Here is a 17,529-nt window from a genome sequence, read left to right on the forward strand (position 1 = left end):
CGCATAAGAGCCCGGCCCGGCCGGCGCTGTTGTTATTCTAACGGGCGGGATGGTCCGCGGAACTCCTGCCGTTACGCATCGGAAAACGGCGAGAGATTATGCCGAACAAGGCATTCAACTCGTCGGTTTTCAGAAGCCTCAGCACAATCACATACACGCCTAATGTGGCGACTCCAAGCAGCGCGCACGAGCCCACGGCCTGCAGCCAATTCATATGTCCGGCATCAAAAGAGCCGGCCAAAGCCGGATTAAGAATTCCCGATATATTCACATGTGCACCCAGCAAGGAATGCACTGGAGTGCGCAGTATAAGGCCCGCCATGGCCGCGCACAGTGCGGCGACAATGGCTTTCGCAAAAGCGCGAGTAATACGTGCCCCATCCAAATCGCCCGCAAAACGACGGCGCAACATCACCACAAGCGGCGGGAACGACAGCAAATAACTCACCGTCGACGAAATTCCCATCATCAACACCCATTGCGTCGGGGGCAGCAGAGCGGCACCGCCCAGCAGAATCGCCACCTGCAACACCACCTGCAACACGGTGAAAATGAACGGACTACGCCCGTCCTCAAACGCGTAGAACGTACGCTGAATAATCAAATACGTGCTCGTCAACGGCAGCGCGCATGCCAACGTCATCAGCGGAAACGAAATCAGCACAGCCTCTTTCACGCTGACCGAAGGCAGCAGCGCAAGCGCGATCTCCGATGGCATCACAATAAAACCGGCCGCAAAATAGCACATGATCAAACCTACATTGCGCAAAGCCTCGCTCAAGGCATTACGCGCCGCATTCAGATCATGCGCAGCCGCAGCGCGTGAAATCAGCGGGAAAACAGCCGTCGAAACCGATACCGCAATCAGCGAATACGGCAGCACGTTAATCGTATTGGCATTTTGGAAAGTCGCATTGCCCGCAACATCAAACTGCGACAGCCCATACAGCGCTTCAGCCTGGGCGGGCGCGCCCGTCGTCACACGCGTAAGCACAATATTCACCAGCTGATCGACGATAACGATGCCAATGCTCCAGGCGGCGACCGGGCCCATCGAACGAAGGCCGATGCCGCGCACGCCCCACGTCGGGCGGAAATGAATGCCGAGACGGCGCAATGGCACGAACAGGATCAGCGCTTGGAAGGCCACGCCCAACGTCCACGTGCCGGCGGTGAGCAGAATGGTATTGCCGGTCCAAAAATCAAGCGGCTGCTCACTTGCACGGCCAAACAACGCGATGAACAGCGTGAAACCGGCACAGCTGATAACATTCGCACCCACCGAGCTCCACGCGTACGTGGCGAAATGGTTTTTCGCCGCCAAAATCTGGCCGAGTACCGTATACAGGCCGTAGAAGAAAATCTGCGGCATGCACCACAGTGTGAAGGCGTTGGTCAACGCCATCATGTCCGGATTGCCATTCACATACAGCATGGTCAGCAATGGCGTGGCGCAGGCCATAATCAGCGTGACGCCGGCCAGCAGCACAATGGCGAATGTGATCAGGCGGTTAAGCTTCGTTTCCGCATCGTCATCCTGCAACGTGCGCACAATCTGCGGCACCAACACCGCATTGAAAATGCCGCCGGACACCAGTGTGAAAATCACCTGCGGAATCATCGATCCGGCTTGGTACGCGTTGGCGGCCATGCCGGTTGTGCCCATCGCCCACGCCAGCAGAATCGTACGAAGCTGTCCGGTGATGCGGGAAGCGGCTGTGCCGCTGGCCATAATCAGTGAATTGCGGCCTACTGATGAACTCATTCGTCGGGATCCTTCGTACGGTTGAATTGGCGCCACAAGCCCACAATGCCCAGCAATACGGCGAATGCGATGATTACAAAGCCGCTTTTATCGTTGATTTGCAGCGCGCTGGTGATGGTGGTGGTCTGCGATAAGCCGAATACGTTGCCATTACGGTCGAGCAGCGTGGTCGTCGCAGTCGCCCGGCCGGATGTGATAACACGAATATTGAACGTCACCTGAGCTTCGGAATTCGCTGGAATACGAATATCTTCATGCCTGGATGTGACGATTTGCGCCGAATCGGTGATGGACGCCACCTGAATGCTGATGGCAAACGGCAAATCATTACTCACTGTCACCGGCATATTGGCCGTTTCACTGACAACAGACACGGTTTCGGACGGCGTGATGCGCACTGTATCGCCAAGATCGCTACGGATATTGCGTATCGCTTCGAGCAATGCGCCTTGTGAGTCGTCGTCCGCTTCGAGCGCGGCCAAAGTGAGATTCGTGGCGGTATTGGAAAGGCCGGAAGCCCATTCTTTAATGGTGCTTGCAGTATTGCTGGCGGCGGTCGATTCGCCGTCGATAATGGCGTTGCGGAAACGCGCAATCGTTGTGTTGGTCCGCTGCGACTGCTGCAAAACGGTATCAATCGACGTTTTGTGCTGCGCTTTCAATCCGGATTCCGTCGGAACGGCCTGCAACGCGTCCTCTCCGACCATGTAGGCATCGGCGGCGGCCAACGTCTGCAAATCGGTGGTGTTTAGCCAAGACGACTGCTCAATGGCCTGCATCAGAGCGTCCGCAAAAGCCGGGTCGACGTCTTGATCCATGCATACCAGCAGATTGCGTGACGCATACGGCTGTTCCATCTGGTAGAACGCGCTTTGCGCGACGAAACGCGACAGACGCCCCGCATCGGTGGTTTCGCCATCAGCCTGCGCGCTGGTCGGCTGGGATTGTGCCAATGCAGTGAGCACGTTTTGTGCGGCAAGCACAGTGACGTCGCCAGAATCGGTCGGCACGACATATTTGCCGGTTTCAACAGTGGCAGAGTCGTCCGTATCAAAATCATGTGTCGCAATGACAGTGGAGTATCCCTGCTCTGCAGCGACGTTCAACGCATCCAGTGTCCAATTGGCGTCGCCTTGCCATGCGTACACATTCGACTGCGCCTGCGCGTCGCCGAGCGCATCGCGCAAATCGTCAACTGCGGTTTCCGCATTCCAATCCTGTTCGCTGATGCCGGCATTGTCGAAAGCGTCACGATCGTCGTATGCGCTGTAATTGGTGATGTCGAAATTGGCTGGCTGCATGATGCCATCGGTTTGCGTCGGCATGGTAAGCGTGGTCAAATATGTCGGATCTCCGACGACCTGCAAATCATCATGCTTGGCGATTGTCTGTTCCAACGTTTTATGCTGCGCCGCCGCTTCTTTGCTGGGGGAGATGACATCGGATGCGCTGTCGCCTGCAATCTGATCGTCGATGGCATCGGTATTCACGCTCCAGCTGTCGCCGGTAAGCGGCATTGCCATGGTGATATTCAAGGCTGGCGTCTGCGCATTATTCAGATCAGCAGGCGATCGCGTCACAAACGTGTGGATGGCGTCAATGTGGCCGGCATCGTCGCTTAATGACACCAATACCGGTTTGGGCCCCCACGTGGTGAATGATTGCATGATGCGCGCGTCGGCGGCGACGTCAATGGAAACGGTGGTCGTTTGGCCGGGATTCAATGATGCGATTGCGGCCTGTCCGAGTGTGCTCGGCGTGGGGATTCGCGCGGTGCCTTCGGCCCATTGCTGAATGTCAGTGCGGGAAACGAATAAGTATGATGCGTTCGCAGATACGGTAAGCGTCGCATTATTGATGATTTCGTCAGTGGTGTTGCTGACGGTGACGCTCATATGATAGCCGGATGTGTCGGTGATGGTGGATGTCGCGGTGTCGACGCGCAAAATATCGGTGATGACATTGCCGTTGTCGGCCTCGCCTTGTGATTGCGTGTCACCGACCTGTGACGTGTTTCCGTCGGTATTGGCGTCGGATTGCGACGCGTCCTCGGCATATGCCGGCAATCCTGGAAGGCACGTCATCATAAGAGCTGCGGATGCGGTGGCGGCGAAAATCACATGCCATATCCGGCCGAGGGCGGAACGCCGGCGATCTGTCGGTGTGACGCGATGCTTCACTGTTGTGCCTGCCTATTCATCTTTCTTGCATACAGCCATGCGATTTTTCGTTCATTCGGATAACTCAATACACTATCCAATTCGCGGAAATCCACCCAGATTGCGTCTTCCGCTTCATGATCCGGATCGCCTTCCACAGTCAGTTCGCCGCCGACCTGACGAAGCGCAAAATGATGGACCAGTTTATGTACGCGCTGGCTGGTTCCGGTGAACCAATAGTCGATGGTGGCGATGGAATCCACTACTTCGCCTTTAATGCCTGTTTCTTCGAACACTTCGCGTACAGCGGTCTGCTGCGGTGTTTCGCCTTTTTCAATATGCCCCTTCGGCAAACACCATTCCAGATGCCCGCTGCGTGAATGCCGGGCGATAATCGCAACGCGTCCACGATCGTCGAATACCAGACCGCCTGCCGAATATTCACGCACCACCGGCAGATCCTGAGCATCCAAAGACGCGAAAGTCGTCGGCGCGTCGCTGGTCCGGCGTTGCGGCATAATTGCCGGCGTCGGCGTGTTGGACGTGTTTTCCTTCTGAGATTCCGGCGGCGTCGTGGTCACGACGGTGCGCTCCACACCTTGTCGATGTACCGAAATCGACTCGGACGTATACAGCAATTTGTCCGGTTCCAAGCCATTTTGGGTATGCGCGTCCGCAGCATGGGCAAGCATGCGTGCAAGGTCTGCGGGCGTAATCATGCATTCCACCTTACTCAACTCTGTGTGCAGGTGGGGTAACGGTATGCTGGTAGATGCATAAAACTTGTGCCGGAAAGGGTAGGCGTGAACTTCGAAGTATGGCCTGAAGCCATTGAATTAGGGCGACTGTTCGCCGATGAAGGTTATGAATTGGCATTGGTCGGAGGACCTGTGCGCGATGTCCTTCTGCATCGCAAATCTCATGATCTGGATTTCTGCACATCGGCGCGTCCCGAGGAATTCGAACACATTCTGCGTCATTGGGGGCGTGACGGATTCTGGGATATGGGCCGTAAATTCGGCACGTTGGGCGCTATGCGTCGCCGTGAAGACGGCACCGAAGTGCAGGTGGAAATCACCACATACCGTTCGGACGTGTATGACCCGGATTCTCGCAAGCCGGAAGTCAATTATGGCGACACGCTGGAGGGCGATTTGTCGCGTCGTGATTTCACGGTGAACGCGATGGCTTTGCGCGTGCCCGACTTGGAGTTCGTCGATCCTTTCGGTGGCGCGAATGATTTGGCGAAGGGCGTGTTGCGTACGCCGGTCGACCCGAGGCAGTCGTTTGCCGACGATCCGCTGCGCATGATGCGCGCGGTGCGTTTCGTCGCCCAATTGGGATTCCGTATCGAGCCGGAAACGGCGGAGGCGATTACCGATATGGTCGATCGCATTTCGATTGTGTCCGCGGAACGTGTGCGGGACGAATTGACGAAGCTGCTGTTGTCGGATCGCCCGCGTGCCGGCATTGAAGCATTGGTCGAATCCGGTCTCGCCGATATCGTCTTCCCGGAAATCCCGGCTTTGCAATTGGAGATCGACGAGCATCATCGTCATAAGGATGTGTTCGAACATACGATGACCGTTATCGAGCAGGCCGTTGCATTGGAAACGGATGATGACGGTCCTGTTCCCGCTCCGGATCTGACGCTGCGTCTGGCGGCTCTCGTGCACGATATCGGCAAGTCCAAGACCCGTCGTTTCGAGCCAGGCGGCAAGGTCAGTTTCCATCATCATGACGCCGTCGGCGCGAAGATGACACGTAAACGTTTGAAGGCTCTGCATTTCGACCATCATCTGGTTGAAGACGTCGCCAGTCTGGTGAATTTGCATCTGCGTTTTCATGGCTATGTGGAAGAACCGTGGACGGATGCCGCGGTACGTCGTTATGTGAAGGATGCAGGCCACTTGTATGAGCGTCTGAACCGTCTGACGCGTGCCGATGTGACCACGCAGAACCGTCGCAAGGCCATGACCTTCTCCGCCGCAATGGACGAGATGGAACAGCGTGTACGCGACCTGAAAGAGAAGGAGGATTTCGATGCCATCCGTCCGGATGTGAATGGCGATGAAATCATGGAACTGCTTGGCCTGGAACCTGGGCCGATGGTAGGCCGCGCCTACAAGCATATGCTGGAATACCGTCTTGATAACGGTCCTGTCGAGCATGATGCGGCCGTCGCCGAATTGAAGCGCTGGTATGAGGAGATTTCGGCGGCCTGATGGCGAGAAGCTCATGGCTGCAACGACTGTATAACGTCGTTGCGGTTTGCATGTGGCCCGCACTCGGGAAAAGTGCGGGCCACATGCAAATGGACGTTTTCGGATATTTGGATGGCGAGGAGCGGAAACCGTATAAGCCTGCGAATCAGCCTTCCGCGCCTGCCGCAGCGTTCGAATCCGTGGCCGAATCATCGCTTTGCGTGCCGGAAGACGGCAGGTCGGTCATGGAATCCGCAGCAACACAGCCTTCGATGTCTGTAATCTTTGTGCCGGCCTCCGGCACATCCTCCAAATCCTTCAAATCCTTGAAGGTCGCTCCCAACACAACGTCGATGACGGCATCCTGACGATCATCCATCACCATAACCGCGTCCGTGAAATTACTGGCCAACGTATACGCCTGATTAATGGAGTTCACGCCGAACAGAATCTTGGTGCGCTTCACATTCGTGCTGGTATAATTGCCGGCTTCCTGCATGCTGAAATCGCGCAGCTGCAGCGCTTCGCTCACCGCGCCGGCGAATCCGGAGAAGGACGTGCCGTTCAGCACGCGCACCTGAACATTGTTGTTCTTCTCATACACCGCATGCGTGCCGTCTTCCTTGCTGACGCTGCACGGCGCCGTCTGGCCATAATTGGGCAGAACTCGCTCGGAATTGGCGCGGCCCAAGCCGCCGACATGGAAGAAGAACAGCGAAGCGATAATCAGCGCCACTACAAGCAGCGCAGACACCATGACGATCACGTTTTTTTGGTGGCGTTGTACGTAACGTTTGCGAGCGGTGCGCTCGTCAAAGATTTGAGTCATGCCATTCCTCCATCCGGGCAAGCAATTGTTATCACCATATCGTCACTGGATGACGCATCAGCCGCCGCGATTATTGGTCTGCACGGATAGTCGGCTTCGCCGGAGCGACGGCTGTGATGATGCGGTCCACACACATATGCTGCGCCCAACTATCACGTACTGCCGTAGCGGTGGAATCATCCGCAACAAAGGCCACGACGGAAGGTCCGGAACCGGAAACGAACGCATGCGTGGCGCCGGCCTGCAATGCGGCATTAATTGCCTGCCCGCTGCGAGGATGCAGCGAAATCGCGGCGCGCTGCAAATGATTATCATCACGTTCGTCTGCGCCCAACACATCAAACGTCGCATACACTTCCGGTGTGCGCAATTCAGCCTTGTATGCGCCAATCAATACCGTTCCCGCATAGCCCTGCCGGCGTAATTCCATAGCAGCATCGCCGTCATCCGGCAACATTGTGATCTGCTCGCCGAAGCCGGTGCCGCGCGCATATCCGCCCGACAAGCAGAACGGCATATCCGCGCCCAACGTCGCGGCGACCTCACGCAACCGCTCAATCGGCCAATGCAATCCCCACAATGCGTTCAAGCCAAGTATGGTGGCCGCAGCATCGGCGGAACCGCCGGCAAGACCTGCGCCAACAGGAATGCGTTTTGTAATGCTGATTGCCACATCCGGATCACGCCCGCAAGCCTGCGCCATGGCAAACAGCGCCAACATGGCATGGTTGCGGCGCATCTCGCTGCACGACGAAGCGAGATCGCCCAAATGCGCGCCCTCCAACTGCAACGAAAAACCGGCTCCAGGGTGTTTCGCCTCAACAACAACCGTGTCATACACGCCGACCGCGCAATATGTTGTGTCCAATTCATGGCGACCGCCCCACTCGGCGCGAGGTTTGCCGACATGCAGCGTCAGATTCGTTTTGGCGGGGCAATCGACGCTGACGATTGACGGAAGATCGTCGTGGACTGAACAATTCTGGACTGAAGAGGCGGTCATTGTGCCGCCTCACATGCTTCAACGGCGCGCGCCAATGCGACGAATTCAGTGATGGTCAGCGTTTCGCCGCGTCGCGTCGCGTCAACGCCGGCTTCGTCGAAAGCCTGAGCTGGAATGATCTTCTTCAATGCGGCGTGCAGTGTTTTGCGGCGCTGGCCGAAAGCCGCGTCAATCAGCTCGAATACACGCTTGCGAAGCCGCTCCTCCTGCTGCGCGTCCAAATTGAGACCTGTCAGCGGGCCTTCCCCGGCCGCGTAACGCTTGAACAGCACCAGCGCGGAATCCACATTCGGGGCTGGCCAGAACACGTTACGGCCGATATTACCGGCGCGCTCGGCACTGCCGTACCAAGCCAGCTTCACACTCGGAGTACCGTAGATTTTGCTGCCGGGCGTGGCCGCAAGACGGTCGGCGACCTCCTTTTGCACCATGACGAGGAAGGTATCGAGATTATCGAAACGTTCCAGCAGCGTCAGCAGAATCGGCGTCGCCACGTTATACGGCAGATTCGCCACCAACGTGAAATGCTCGTCATCGTTGAAATCGGTGAGATTCTCCGGTGTGACAGCCAGTGCGTCCATATTGACGACGCGGAAACGATCCAGCGCATTCGGCATATATTCGCCGATGGTGCGCGGGAGCCTTTCGGCGACCGGAGGATCGATTTCAACCGCAGTCATGCGCGCGCCCGTTTCCAAAATCGCCAACGTCAGCGAGCCCAGGCCGGGGCCGACTTCAAGCACATGGTCGCTGGCGGTGACGCCGGCTTCGCGCACAATACGACGCACCGTGCCCGGATCGATTACGAAATTCTGCCCGAATTTCTTTGTCGGGCTGATGCCGGCATCGGCGGCGATACGGCGAATGTCGGCCGCGCCCAGCAGACGGCCTTCGGCGGCATCATGTTCGTTGGTGTCAGTCATGCTTCTCGTCTTCTCTTTCTTGCTCTGCTATCTGCCGTCTTTCTGGTGGCTTCTGTTTTCGTTGGCGTTGGCGGCATGGTAATTGGAATCGTCAGGAACCGTTCGGAAATCAGTACCAGCCGACTTCTTCGGAATGCTGCCAGGCCGCGGAAGGACTGCCGTATCGTTGGGCGATGTAATTCAAGCCCCAATCGATTTGCACAGCGGCATCATCGCGCCATAATGCTCCGAATGATGCCATTTTGTCGGCCGGCAACGACTGTGGAATGCCGTAGGCGCCGGAATCTGGGTTCTCCGCATACCACAGCCACGAGGATTCACGCGTCCACAGTTTGACCAGATCCGTCCAATTCTGACCGGTCCATCCGTATTGGGCCGCCGCTCCTGCGGCATAGGCCTGCGCCTGGGCCGGTGTCGGATGGTACAGACGGTACTGCGACATATCGGTGCCGCCGTCGGTGTTGCCATTGTCGGAGGATCCATTGTCGGCGGCATCGTCGTTGGAAGCGTCGTCATTACCGGAATTGCTGCCGGCATCATTGTTGTTTGCGCCACCATTGCTGTCGGCGTTACCATTAGCGTCGCTGTTGCCAGAATCGTTGGAGTTATCAGAATTTCCGGAATCAGCGTTGACATCATTATTGGCCTCGCCATTGGCGTTGCCGCTATTGTTGGTGCCGCCGTTGTTGGCATCGCCATCATTATTGGAACCTGTTCCATTGTTGGCGCTGTCGCCTGTATTGTTGTCGCTGCCGTTATTGGCCTCGCCATTGCTGGCACCACCATTATTCGGCGCCGACGCATCCGGGCCAATAGCAATAATCTGATCGACTGCGATTTTCGTCGTCGTTTCCGAAATCAGCTCTTCGCTTTCGATTTCACCATCCACATAGGTGACGTCATACACCTGCTGCACTTCGCCATTTTCTCCTTGCTGGCGGATCTCGGTTTGACCGGGCGCCAAATTGGCGTCAACGATTGTGATGGTGTCAAAAGGCACGGTTTTCGTACGTGTTTCCTGCCCATGCGTGACGCGGCGAACGCGCAGAATCGTTTCGTCGCCGTTCTTTTCGACGCTGACGCGATCCTCCTTGTTCAGCACGATGCCCTTGGAATCGAGTATGGATGCCGCCGACAGCTTGCCATTCGGCGCAATCGAGCTTTTCCCGTCGGCGACAACCGTCACCGGGCCGTCTTCATTGATGGACAGGCCGCCGGTGAGCTGATTGTACACATTGTCGATATTGACGGTGACGCGCGAAGCATCCACCTCGTTCGCCTCGAAAAAGCCCAGCAGCTGCTCGGCGCTTGTCGCCACGGTCCAGAACGGCACTTCCTTACCATCAATGGTGATGGTCGTCTGATACGCGCTTTGCACCGTCACCACAGCGTGATCGGTCAGCGTTTCTCCGGAAGTGGATACCACCACATCATGCGTTTTGACACCAACCTTCTGCTCATCGAGCAGCCGGTCGACGCTCATCGCATACGTGGTAAGCGTCGTGGTCTCGCCATTAACCGTAAGAGCAACGGTTTTTCGTGCCGTAACACCAAATACGATGCATGAGGACAGTACCAAAGACGCGGCACATGCCGCCACGCGAACACGACGAAGCAGGACAAACCGTTGCGGAGTCCATCTGCGAGCCATGACACCTCTTTCCGACGGTTTGATTTCAACGCACGTAATTGTATCGTGAGTGCCGTTACAAAGGCCAAGAATTCGGTAAATACGATCATACCCGCACAACATGCCGTATCGTGGATTCGGATGGCAAAGTAGAAGGGGTGCGGGAGAGAAGGGGATGTCCCGCACCCCTGCGGACGAAGCAGGTTGGGGGAACGCTTCGTCCGGCCACCAGAAGCCATGAGTTAGGGGGGAAGGCTTCTGGATTTGACTTACTCGAGGTAAGACCTGCTACATGGTTGCGAACCGTGTATGTCTATAATCATACGTGATTTTTGCGAAAGAGAGCCTCCTGTCGGGATCGAACCGACGACCTGCCGCTTACAAGGCGGCCGCTCTGGCCATCTGAGCTAAGGAGGCGTTTGTGCTTTCCCTCCGTGCGTGTGCGGAAGGAACGAAGAACAGCTTACCAGTACCTATGACAAGGGCGGCGACAAGACAGGTCCGCCGACGTGGATCCACGCGCATCGGCACGAATTCGTATCGGCGGGCCAATCATTCCGGCAGCGGAATCACTCCCCGGTCATATTGGGAATCGGATCGCCGTCGGCGCCAATGGACGGCATCACCTCGGCGTTGCCGACATCGTCGGAGGACAGGCCGATCGCTTCAAGAAGACCGTCATAAATCGTCATGTCCGCAGCGGCGACCTCATTCAAATCCCAACGTGTACCGTTGATCGTAAGCGTCGGCGTGGTCATGGACCCCTTGTAGCTGCCGCTGGTGTTCCACAATTCGGAGCGCTTCGGCGTATACAGGTTGACCGCGTCCAACCAGTCCTGATAATCACGGCCAAAAGCGGCGTCCGCGACATCTTGCGCGACGCCGGCATCGAGCATCTGCTGCTTTATCTGCTCGTCGCTTACCGATTCATAGTCGGATCCTTCTCCTGGCTGGAAATCCTCCGCATACATTTTTTGGACGAATGTCAGCAGGTGCATCGGATCGTCGTCGTGATCGGCAAGATACAGCGCCGCATTCGCGGCACGGCTGGAATATTCGTCGGTGGACAGCCGATCCATAAACGACATGAAGTGCAGGTCGACGTTAAGCTGCCCCGCCTGCACCATTTCAATCAGGCCTTCATCCAATGAGCGGTGCACGCTGCCGCAGCCGGGGCACAGGAAATCCATATAGATCGCAAGGGTGGGCGCGCCGTCGACCGACGTGCCGTAGCCGTCCTTGGAGATAAGGACGCCGCCCTGATCGTCTGCCCGCTCAGGCTTCACCGATACGTCCTGCAGTTGGCCGTAGGCCTGTTCCACGGTGACGCTGTCGCTTGCGCTGCTGGAATGCGTCGCTTTATATACCGACACTGCGCCGATGACGATCAGAATGGCGACGATAGCGAGGACGATGGCGCCGATCAGCGTCTGCTGCTTACGTTCCTTCGCCGACTGTTCGGCCTGCGCCTTCATCGCGGCGGCTTCGGCGGCACGCCGCTCGGCGCGGGACCGGCGTTTTTCCGGACTGTTGGGATCCTGTGGCATATATGATCCTTTCCCATACGATTCACGCTCATAATAACGGGACGCTGGCATATCCGGCATTGGATGGACGCGGGGCACGCATGTCGATATGACGCGGTGCAAGCGTGGACAGTCGTCGGCATGATGCGTTTCGTCGGGCTCGTGATTTTCAGCGGGCCTTTCCGCGAAGACGTCCTGCCCCCAAGGCCAATGAGGTTCCGCCGGGAGCAAAGACCGCGGCCAGACAGCCAGCCGCACACGAGATCGTGCGGGCGAGTCCCGTCGTGGAGAATGCGCCATCCGCGGGCACCGGCAGTCGAACAGGCTGGCCGAACATGTTGATATCCAGTAGTTCGTAAGGCAGGTGCAACGCAATCATCAGAACGGCAAGCGTCGTCGCGGCGACGCCGGCCATGATCAGCGCACGCGTAATCGCGATGCCGGCCCCGCGCAGCATATGCCAAGGCAGCGCGCCAATGCGCAGCAGCCAATCGAAGCCATGCTTTGCGCCGTCGATGCGACGTTCCTGCCGTGCCAATTGCGCGTCAACGTTGAAACCATACGAAGCGATGGCCCATACCGCAAGCGCAATGCACAATACGGCCCAATGCAGGCCGGGCGCCCCGGCGATCATTGCGGGGAGCGCAAGCAACAGGCGCGGCTGCCTACTGCGTGACATGTAATGGGTTCTTGCGATCACCGCAGGATTCTGTGTCGTTTGAGGAGGTTGGGGCACTGCGAATTGCAGCCCTGCATACTGCGGATCTGCACATTGTCGATCCGTGCATCGCGTGATGCCGGATGGCTGAATCGTCGCATTATATGTTGGGGCGAAGGTCGTTTCAGAAGTCGCATACGATGGCGGCAACATTGCGGTTTGCGTCGGATCCGCCTGCCATGGACGGGATTCGGGCATCGCCGTGGTCGCTCCGGTGGATGGACCCGATGTCTTCTCGGCCGGCAGCAGTGACGTCGCATCGGTCGGCATGGCTGCCGTCGCGTCTGATTCCGACGGTGATGCCGTTGTCGGCATGACGGTTGTTCCGGAGGACATGATGATTCGCGTGTGATGCGTCGTCGTATCGGCATTGGTTTCGATGCTGGCAATGGAGGCATCGTCGAGATCATCATCGTGCCACAATCGACGCAAATTGCCTTCCGGCATGCCGTCAAAAGGGGGCATCATCTCCGCGTCGGACACATCCGTCGCGGCGGATGCGACGGCGGTTCGCCACGCGGTGGAATCAAGCGCATCCATGGAAATCGTCTGCAGCAATTCGTCCGGCGTGCAGCGTTGTTCGCGGTTCGGATGCAGCGCCGCACGAAAGGCCGCCATTGTGCGCGGCGGCAATCCGGTCAGACTCGCATTGCCCGAGGCGGCGCGTTCCAGCACCGCCATCATCGGCTTTGTGCCGAAGACCGGTGTGCCCGTCGCTGCAAACGCCAGTACCGATGCAAGCGACCACCAATCCGTCATCTCGTCCGAATCGGCGCCCTCGATGATCTCCGGTGCGATGAAACCGGGCGTGCCCATCACCAAGCCGGTGCGGGTCACGTGGCTTTCTCCTGCACCCATGGCAATGCCGAAATCCACCAATACCGGTCCCGTCTCGGCCACCATAACGTTCGTCGGCTTGATGTCGCGATGTATGATGCCGGACGCGTGCACCGCTTTCACGGCAGAGATAAGTTTACGGGCCAACCGTTCCAGGTCGTCGCCCATATAGCGGCCGTTCTCTCCGACGTCCTCACGCAGGTTCCTGCCTTCGATCAATTCCGTGACGATGAAGGCAAGGGAATCATCCAGTTCCATGTCGACGATCGAGCATACGCCGGGATGACGCACCTTCCGCAGTGCCATCGCTTCGCGGCGTAGCCGTTCGCGTGCGGTCTGGTGCTCCCGCTCATCCTGTGCACCGTCCATCGACAGGGAATCGCGTAGAATCTTCATCGCATATGAATGTCCGCCATCGTCGCGAACACGCCATACCGATCCCATCGCGCCCGCCCCCAAGCGGGATATCAGCGTATAGCCGCCCACAATCTGTCCGGGCTTCAAATCCAAGGCATGCATGTCGCTCATGGTTCTCATCCTAGCCTTGTTGCTGTGTTCCGCGGGAAGGGATGACGGTGGAATGAGAATGATTGCGTTATCAGTCTGCGTGCAGATTATGCGAGTGAAACGACAGGATGTGCAGAGCATGATGCGAGGAAGCTTCGAATTTGGTGAAATCGCGGTTAGCGACATGAGGGCGTGTATGCGGAGCAATCCTCAACGGTGAGCCTAGCGGAGACACCAACCCTCGCCATCGGAAGAACGGGGCAGCGTTTTTCCGGTGCAAACGAGCGGTGACAAGGAAATCGCCGTCCGTGTCGTCGAAGTATCGAGAACAAGGAGGAGACAGATGCTCGGCATCAATTGGAGTGACGTGATCAACGTCATTGCCTCACTGACACCTCAGCTGATCGCCATCGGCGTTGTGCTGGTTCTGGCGCTTGTGCTGACCTTTGCCGTCAACAAGAAGACGGTCAAGGAGGTTGCCACCCGTAAGCTGGTCCATTCCGAATCCTGGCTGGTGTTCCTGGTCGCGGTCGTCGTGTCCGTGTCCATGATGCTGTATGGCCCGCTGGCGAGCCTGTTGAACAGCGCCACCGCCACCAAGTACGAGCTGAGCGACACCACCATCGCCAGCGCCAAGGATCTGGCCAAGGAAATCCAGTCCGAAGCCATCACGATGCTCAAGAACGACGACGGCAACCTGCCGTTGGGCGACAAGAAGCTCAACGTGTTCGGCTGGGGCTCCACCAATCCGGTCTACGGCGGCACGGGCTCCGGCTCCATGAACGCGAACTACGAGACCACGTCGCTGTTGGACGGCCTGAAGGAAGCCGGCATCGAGACCAACGCCGACCTGAGCAAGCTGTACACCGATTACCGCGCCGACCGCCCGGCTGTGGCTATGGCGGAACAGGATTGGACGCTGCCGGAAGTGCCGGCCGCGGACTATTCCGACTCCCTGATCTCCGATGCCAAGGCGTTCTCCGATGAGGCCCTCATCGTCATCACCCGCGTAGGCGGCGAAGGCGCTGACCTGCCGACGAACATGAAGGCCGACGGCATCACCTACACCGACAACTCCACCGAATACGCCGACTTCGAAGACGGCGAAAGCTTCCTGGAATTGTCCCAGACCGAACAGGACATGATCGATCTGGTGACCTCCAACTTCGATAACGTCACCCTTGTCTACAACGGCGCCAACACCTTCGAGCTCGGCTTCGTTGACGAGTATCCGCAGATCAAGTCCGTGCTGTGGTGCCCGCCGGCCGGCCAGACCGGCTTCTCCGCCCTGGGCGACATCCTCGCCGGTGCGACCAACCCGTCCGGCAAGACCTCCGACACCTTCGTCAAGGATCTGACCCAGCAGCCGAGCTATAACAACTTCGGTGATTTCAAGTACGACAACATGACCGAATTCGGCACTGAGAACTTCGAGGAGGGCGAAACCAGCCCGGCGTTTGTGAACTACGCAGAAGGCATCTACGTCGGCTACAAGTTCTACGAAACCGCGGCCGACGAGGGTGCGATCGACTACGATTCCGTGGTGCAGTACCCGTTCGGATACGGCCTTTCCTACACCACTTTCTCCCAGGAGATGGGCGACGTGACCTATGCCGACGGTACCGTGAGCTTCGATGTGACCGTGACGAACACGGGCGACGTGGCCGGCAAGGATGTCGTGGAGACCTATTACAACCCGCCGTACACCAACGGCGGCATCGAGAAGGCGTCGGCGAACCTCGTGGCCTTCGAGAAGACCGACCTGCTGGAGCCGGGCGAGTCCCAGACCGTTTCCATCTCTTTCGATGATGACGACATGGCCTCCTACGACGATCAGAACGCCAAGGCCTGGGTGCTGGAAGCCGGCGACTACGGAATCTCCATCCAGTCCGACTCCCACACCACGATCGACGAAGCGACCGTGAACGTGCCGGAGACCATCACCTACGACTCCGACGACAACACGCACGACGGCGATGCCGTCGCCGCGACCAACGCCTTCGACGACACCCGTGGCGACGACGTGACCTACCTGTCCCGCGCCGACGGCTTCGCCAACCTGGAAGAAGCCACCGCCGCTCCGACGAATTACACGCTGTCCGACGAGATGAAGGCCACCTTCTACAACAACTCGAACTACGACCCGACCCAGTTCAACGACGATTCCGACGAGATGCCGACCACCGACGCCGACAACGGCGTGCGTCTGGCCGACCTGACCGGCAAGGAATACGACGACCCGCTATGGGACGAGCTGCTTGACCAGATGACCTTCGACGACATGGACAATCTGATCGCCTTCGGCGGCTACGGCACCCAGGCAGTCGATTCCGTCGGCAAGATCGCACTGACCGACGTCGACGGCCCGGCCTCGCTGAACAACAACTTCACCGGCGTCGGCTCCATCGGCTTCCCGTCCTCCACCTCCGTGGCCTGCACGTGGAACAAGGACCTGGCTCGCCAGTTCGGCGAAGGCATCGGCGACATGGCCCACGACATGCACGTAGCCGGCTGGTACGCCCCGGCCATGAACATCCACCGCAATGCATTCGCAGGCCGTACCTTCGAGTACTTCTCCGAGGACGCCACCCTCTCCGCAGCCATGGCTTCCCAGCAGGTCGCCGGCGCGGAATCCAAGGGAGTGTACGCCTTCATGAAGCACTTCGCCCTGAACGACCAGGAAACCAACCGTCTGAGCATGCTCTGCACCTGGTCCACCGAACAGGCAATCCGCGAAATTTACTTGAAGCCGTTCGAGGCTTCAGTGAAGGAAGGCGGCGCCGGTGCGGTCATGAGCTCCTTCAACTACATCGGCAACACCTGGGCCGGTGCCGATGAAGGCCTGCTCAACACCGTCCTGCGTGACGAATGGGGCTTCCGCGGCATGGTCCTGACCGACTACTTCGGTGGCTACGGCTATCAGGACGCCGACTGGGCGATTCGTGGCGGCACCGACGCCATGCTGGCCACCACGGACGTCACGAACCATATCGATGACAAGTCCGCCACCTCGGTGATCGCCATGCGCACCGCTTGCCACAACATCCTGTACACGGCCGCCAACAGCTGGCTGTATGCGGATGGCGAACCGGAAGTCGCAACCCCGATCTGGAAGACGATCACCTATGTGGTCTGGGGCGTGACCGCGGTTCTGGTCATCGGTCTGGAGGCACTGACCATCAAGCGCTACCTGGCTCGCCGCAAGGCCGCCAAGAGCGCCGCCGAGGTCGAAGCCTGATTTCGATGACGATGTGGATTGGATGCCCGACTCCATAGTCTGGGACGGGCATCCATGATGAGGATACGGTGAATGGCCGGATCTGCCACATGGTTGATCCGGCCATTCACCATACTTGTTTCGGGGCCGCATCCTTCCGTTTCCGGTGTTGCCCCAATACGTCCGGTTTCCGTATTTCGCGCCAGTGCCG

At 58.2% G+C, this 17,529-nt stretch carries 11 protein-coding genes and 1 tRNA gene; 2 read left to right on the top strand and 10 right to left on the bottom strand.

The window, feature by feature from the left end; all coding sequences use genetic code 11:
• Nucleotides 1-37: 37 nt before the first annotated feature.
• From murJ to AC1AWD_RS06720, 3 genes are all read right to left on the bottom strand, one after another.
• Complete coding sequence (gene murJ / locus AC1AWD_RS06710; RefSeq protein ID WP_476564915.1) at nucleotides 38-1,765, bottom strand: murein biosynthesis integral membrane protein MurJ; 1,728 nt, start codon at nucleotides 1,763-1,765, stop codon at nucleotides 38-40.
• Nucleotides 1,762-3,852 carry a DUF6049 family protein gene (locus tag AC1AWD_RS06715; RefSeq protein ID WP_476564917.1) on the bottom strand — a complete coding sequence of 697 codons (2,091 nt, stop codon included), beginning with the start codon at nucleotides 3,850-3,852 and terminating at the stop codon, nucleotides 1,762-1,764. Before AC1AWD_RS06715 ends, murJ begins: the two co-directional genes overlap by 4 nt.
• Nucleotides 3,853-3,941: 89 nt before the next feature.
• Nucleotides 3,942-4,643, bottom strand: coding sequence for an NUDIX hydrolase (locus AC1AWD_RS06720; protein WP_476564918.1), 702 nt, complete (start codon nucleotides 4,641-4,643; stop codon nucleotides 3,942-3,944).
• A gap of 84 nt (nucleotides 4,644-4,727) precedes the next feature.
• Here AC1AWD_RS06720 and AC1AWD_RS06725 point away from each other — a divergent pair, with 84 nt between their 5' ends.
• On the top strand, nucleotides 4,728-6,149 hold the full coding sequence (locus AC1AWD_RS06725) for a CCA tRNA nucleotidyltransferase (RefSeq protein ID WP_476564919.1): 1,422 nt from the start codon (nucleotides 4,728-4,730) through the stop codon (nucleotides 6,147-6,149).
• Nucleotides 6,150-6,294: 145 nt separating this feature from the next.
• On the opposite strand, the gene AC1AWD_RS06730 is transcribed toward AC1AWD_RS06725, so the two are convergent.
• The 7 genes from AC1AWD_RS06730 to AC1AWD_RS06760 all read right to left on the bottom strand — a co-directional run bounded on the left by AC1AWD_RS06730 (nucleotide 6,295) and on the right by AC1AWD_RS06760 (nucleotide 14,131).
• Nucleotides 6,295-6,957 carry a LytR C-terminal domain-containing protein gene (locus AC1AWD_RS06730; protein WP_476564921.1) on the bottom strand — a complete coding sequence of 221 codons (663 nt, stop codon included), beginning with the start codon at nucleotides 6,955-6,957 and terminating at the stop codon, nucleotides 6,295-6,297.
• Between the two features lie 70 nt (nucleotides 6,958-7,027).
• Complete coding sequence (locus tag AC1AWD_RS06735; RefSeq protein ID WP_476564923.1) at nucleotides 7,028-7,960, bottom strand: 4-(cytidine 5'-diphospho)-2-C-methyl-D-erythritol kinase; 933 nt, start codon at nucleotides 7,958-7,960, stop codon at nucleotides 7,028-7,030.
• Nucleotides 7,957-8,883: a 16S rRNA (adenine(1518)-N(6)/adenine(1519)-N(6))-dimethyltransferase RsmA gene (gene rsmA, locus AC1AWD_RS06740; protein ID WP_476564925.1), complete on the bottom strand. Its 927-nt coding sequence runs from the start codon at nucleotides 8,881-8,883 to the stop codon at nucleotides 7,957-7,959. Before rsmA ends, AC1AWD_RS06735 begins: the two co-directional genes overlap by 4 nt.
• Before the next feature lie 109 nt (nucleotides 8,884-8,992).
• Nucleotides 8,993-10,534, bottom strand: coding sequence for an aggregation-promoting factor C-terminal-like domain-containing protein (locus tag AC1AWD_RS06745; protein WP_476564927.1), 1,542 nt, complete (start codon nucleotides 10,532-10,534; stop codon nucleotides 8,993-8,995).
• A gap of 322 nt (nucleotides 10,535-10,856) precedes the next feature.
• Nucleotides 10,857-10,930 (bottom strand) — tRNA-Thr (locus AC1AWD_RS06750).
• Nucleotides 10,931-11,082: 152 nt separating this feature from the next.
• Nucleotides 11,083-12,060 carry a DsbA family protein gene (locus AC1AWD_RS06755; RefSeq protein ID WP_476564929.1) on the bottom strand — a complete coding sequence of 326 codons (978 nt, stop codon included), beginning with the start codon at nucleotides 12,058-12,060 and terminating at the stop codon, nucleotides 11,083-11,085.
• 148 nt (nucleotides 12,061-12,208) lie between these two features.
• The gene (locus AC1AWD_RS06760) at nucleotides 12,209-14,131 is read right to left on the bottom strand and encodes a serine/threonine-protein kinase (protein WP_476564931.1); all 1,923 of its coding nucleotides are present in this window, start codon (nucleotides 14,129-14,131) and stop codon (nucleotides 12,209-12,211) included.
• A 313-nt stretch (nucleotides 14,132-14,444) separates the two neighbouring features.
• On the opposite strand from AC1AWD_RS06760, the gene AC1AWD_RS06765 reads away from it, so the two are divergent.
• Nucleotides 14,445-17,339 carry a glycoside hydrolase family 3 N-terminal domain-containing protein gene (locus AC1AWD_RS06765; RefSeq protein ID WP_476564933.1) on the top strand — a complete coding sequence of 965 codons (2,895 nt, stop codon included), beginning with the start codon at nucleotides 14,445-14,447 and terminating at the stop codon, nucleotides 17,337-17,339.
• Nucleotides 17,340-17,529 lie beyond the last annotated feature (190 nt).

Source organism: Bifidobacterium sp. LH_512, assembly GCF_056356435.1.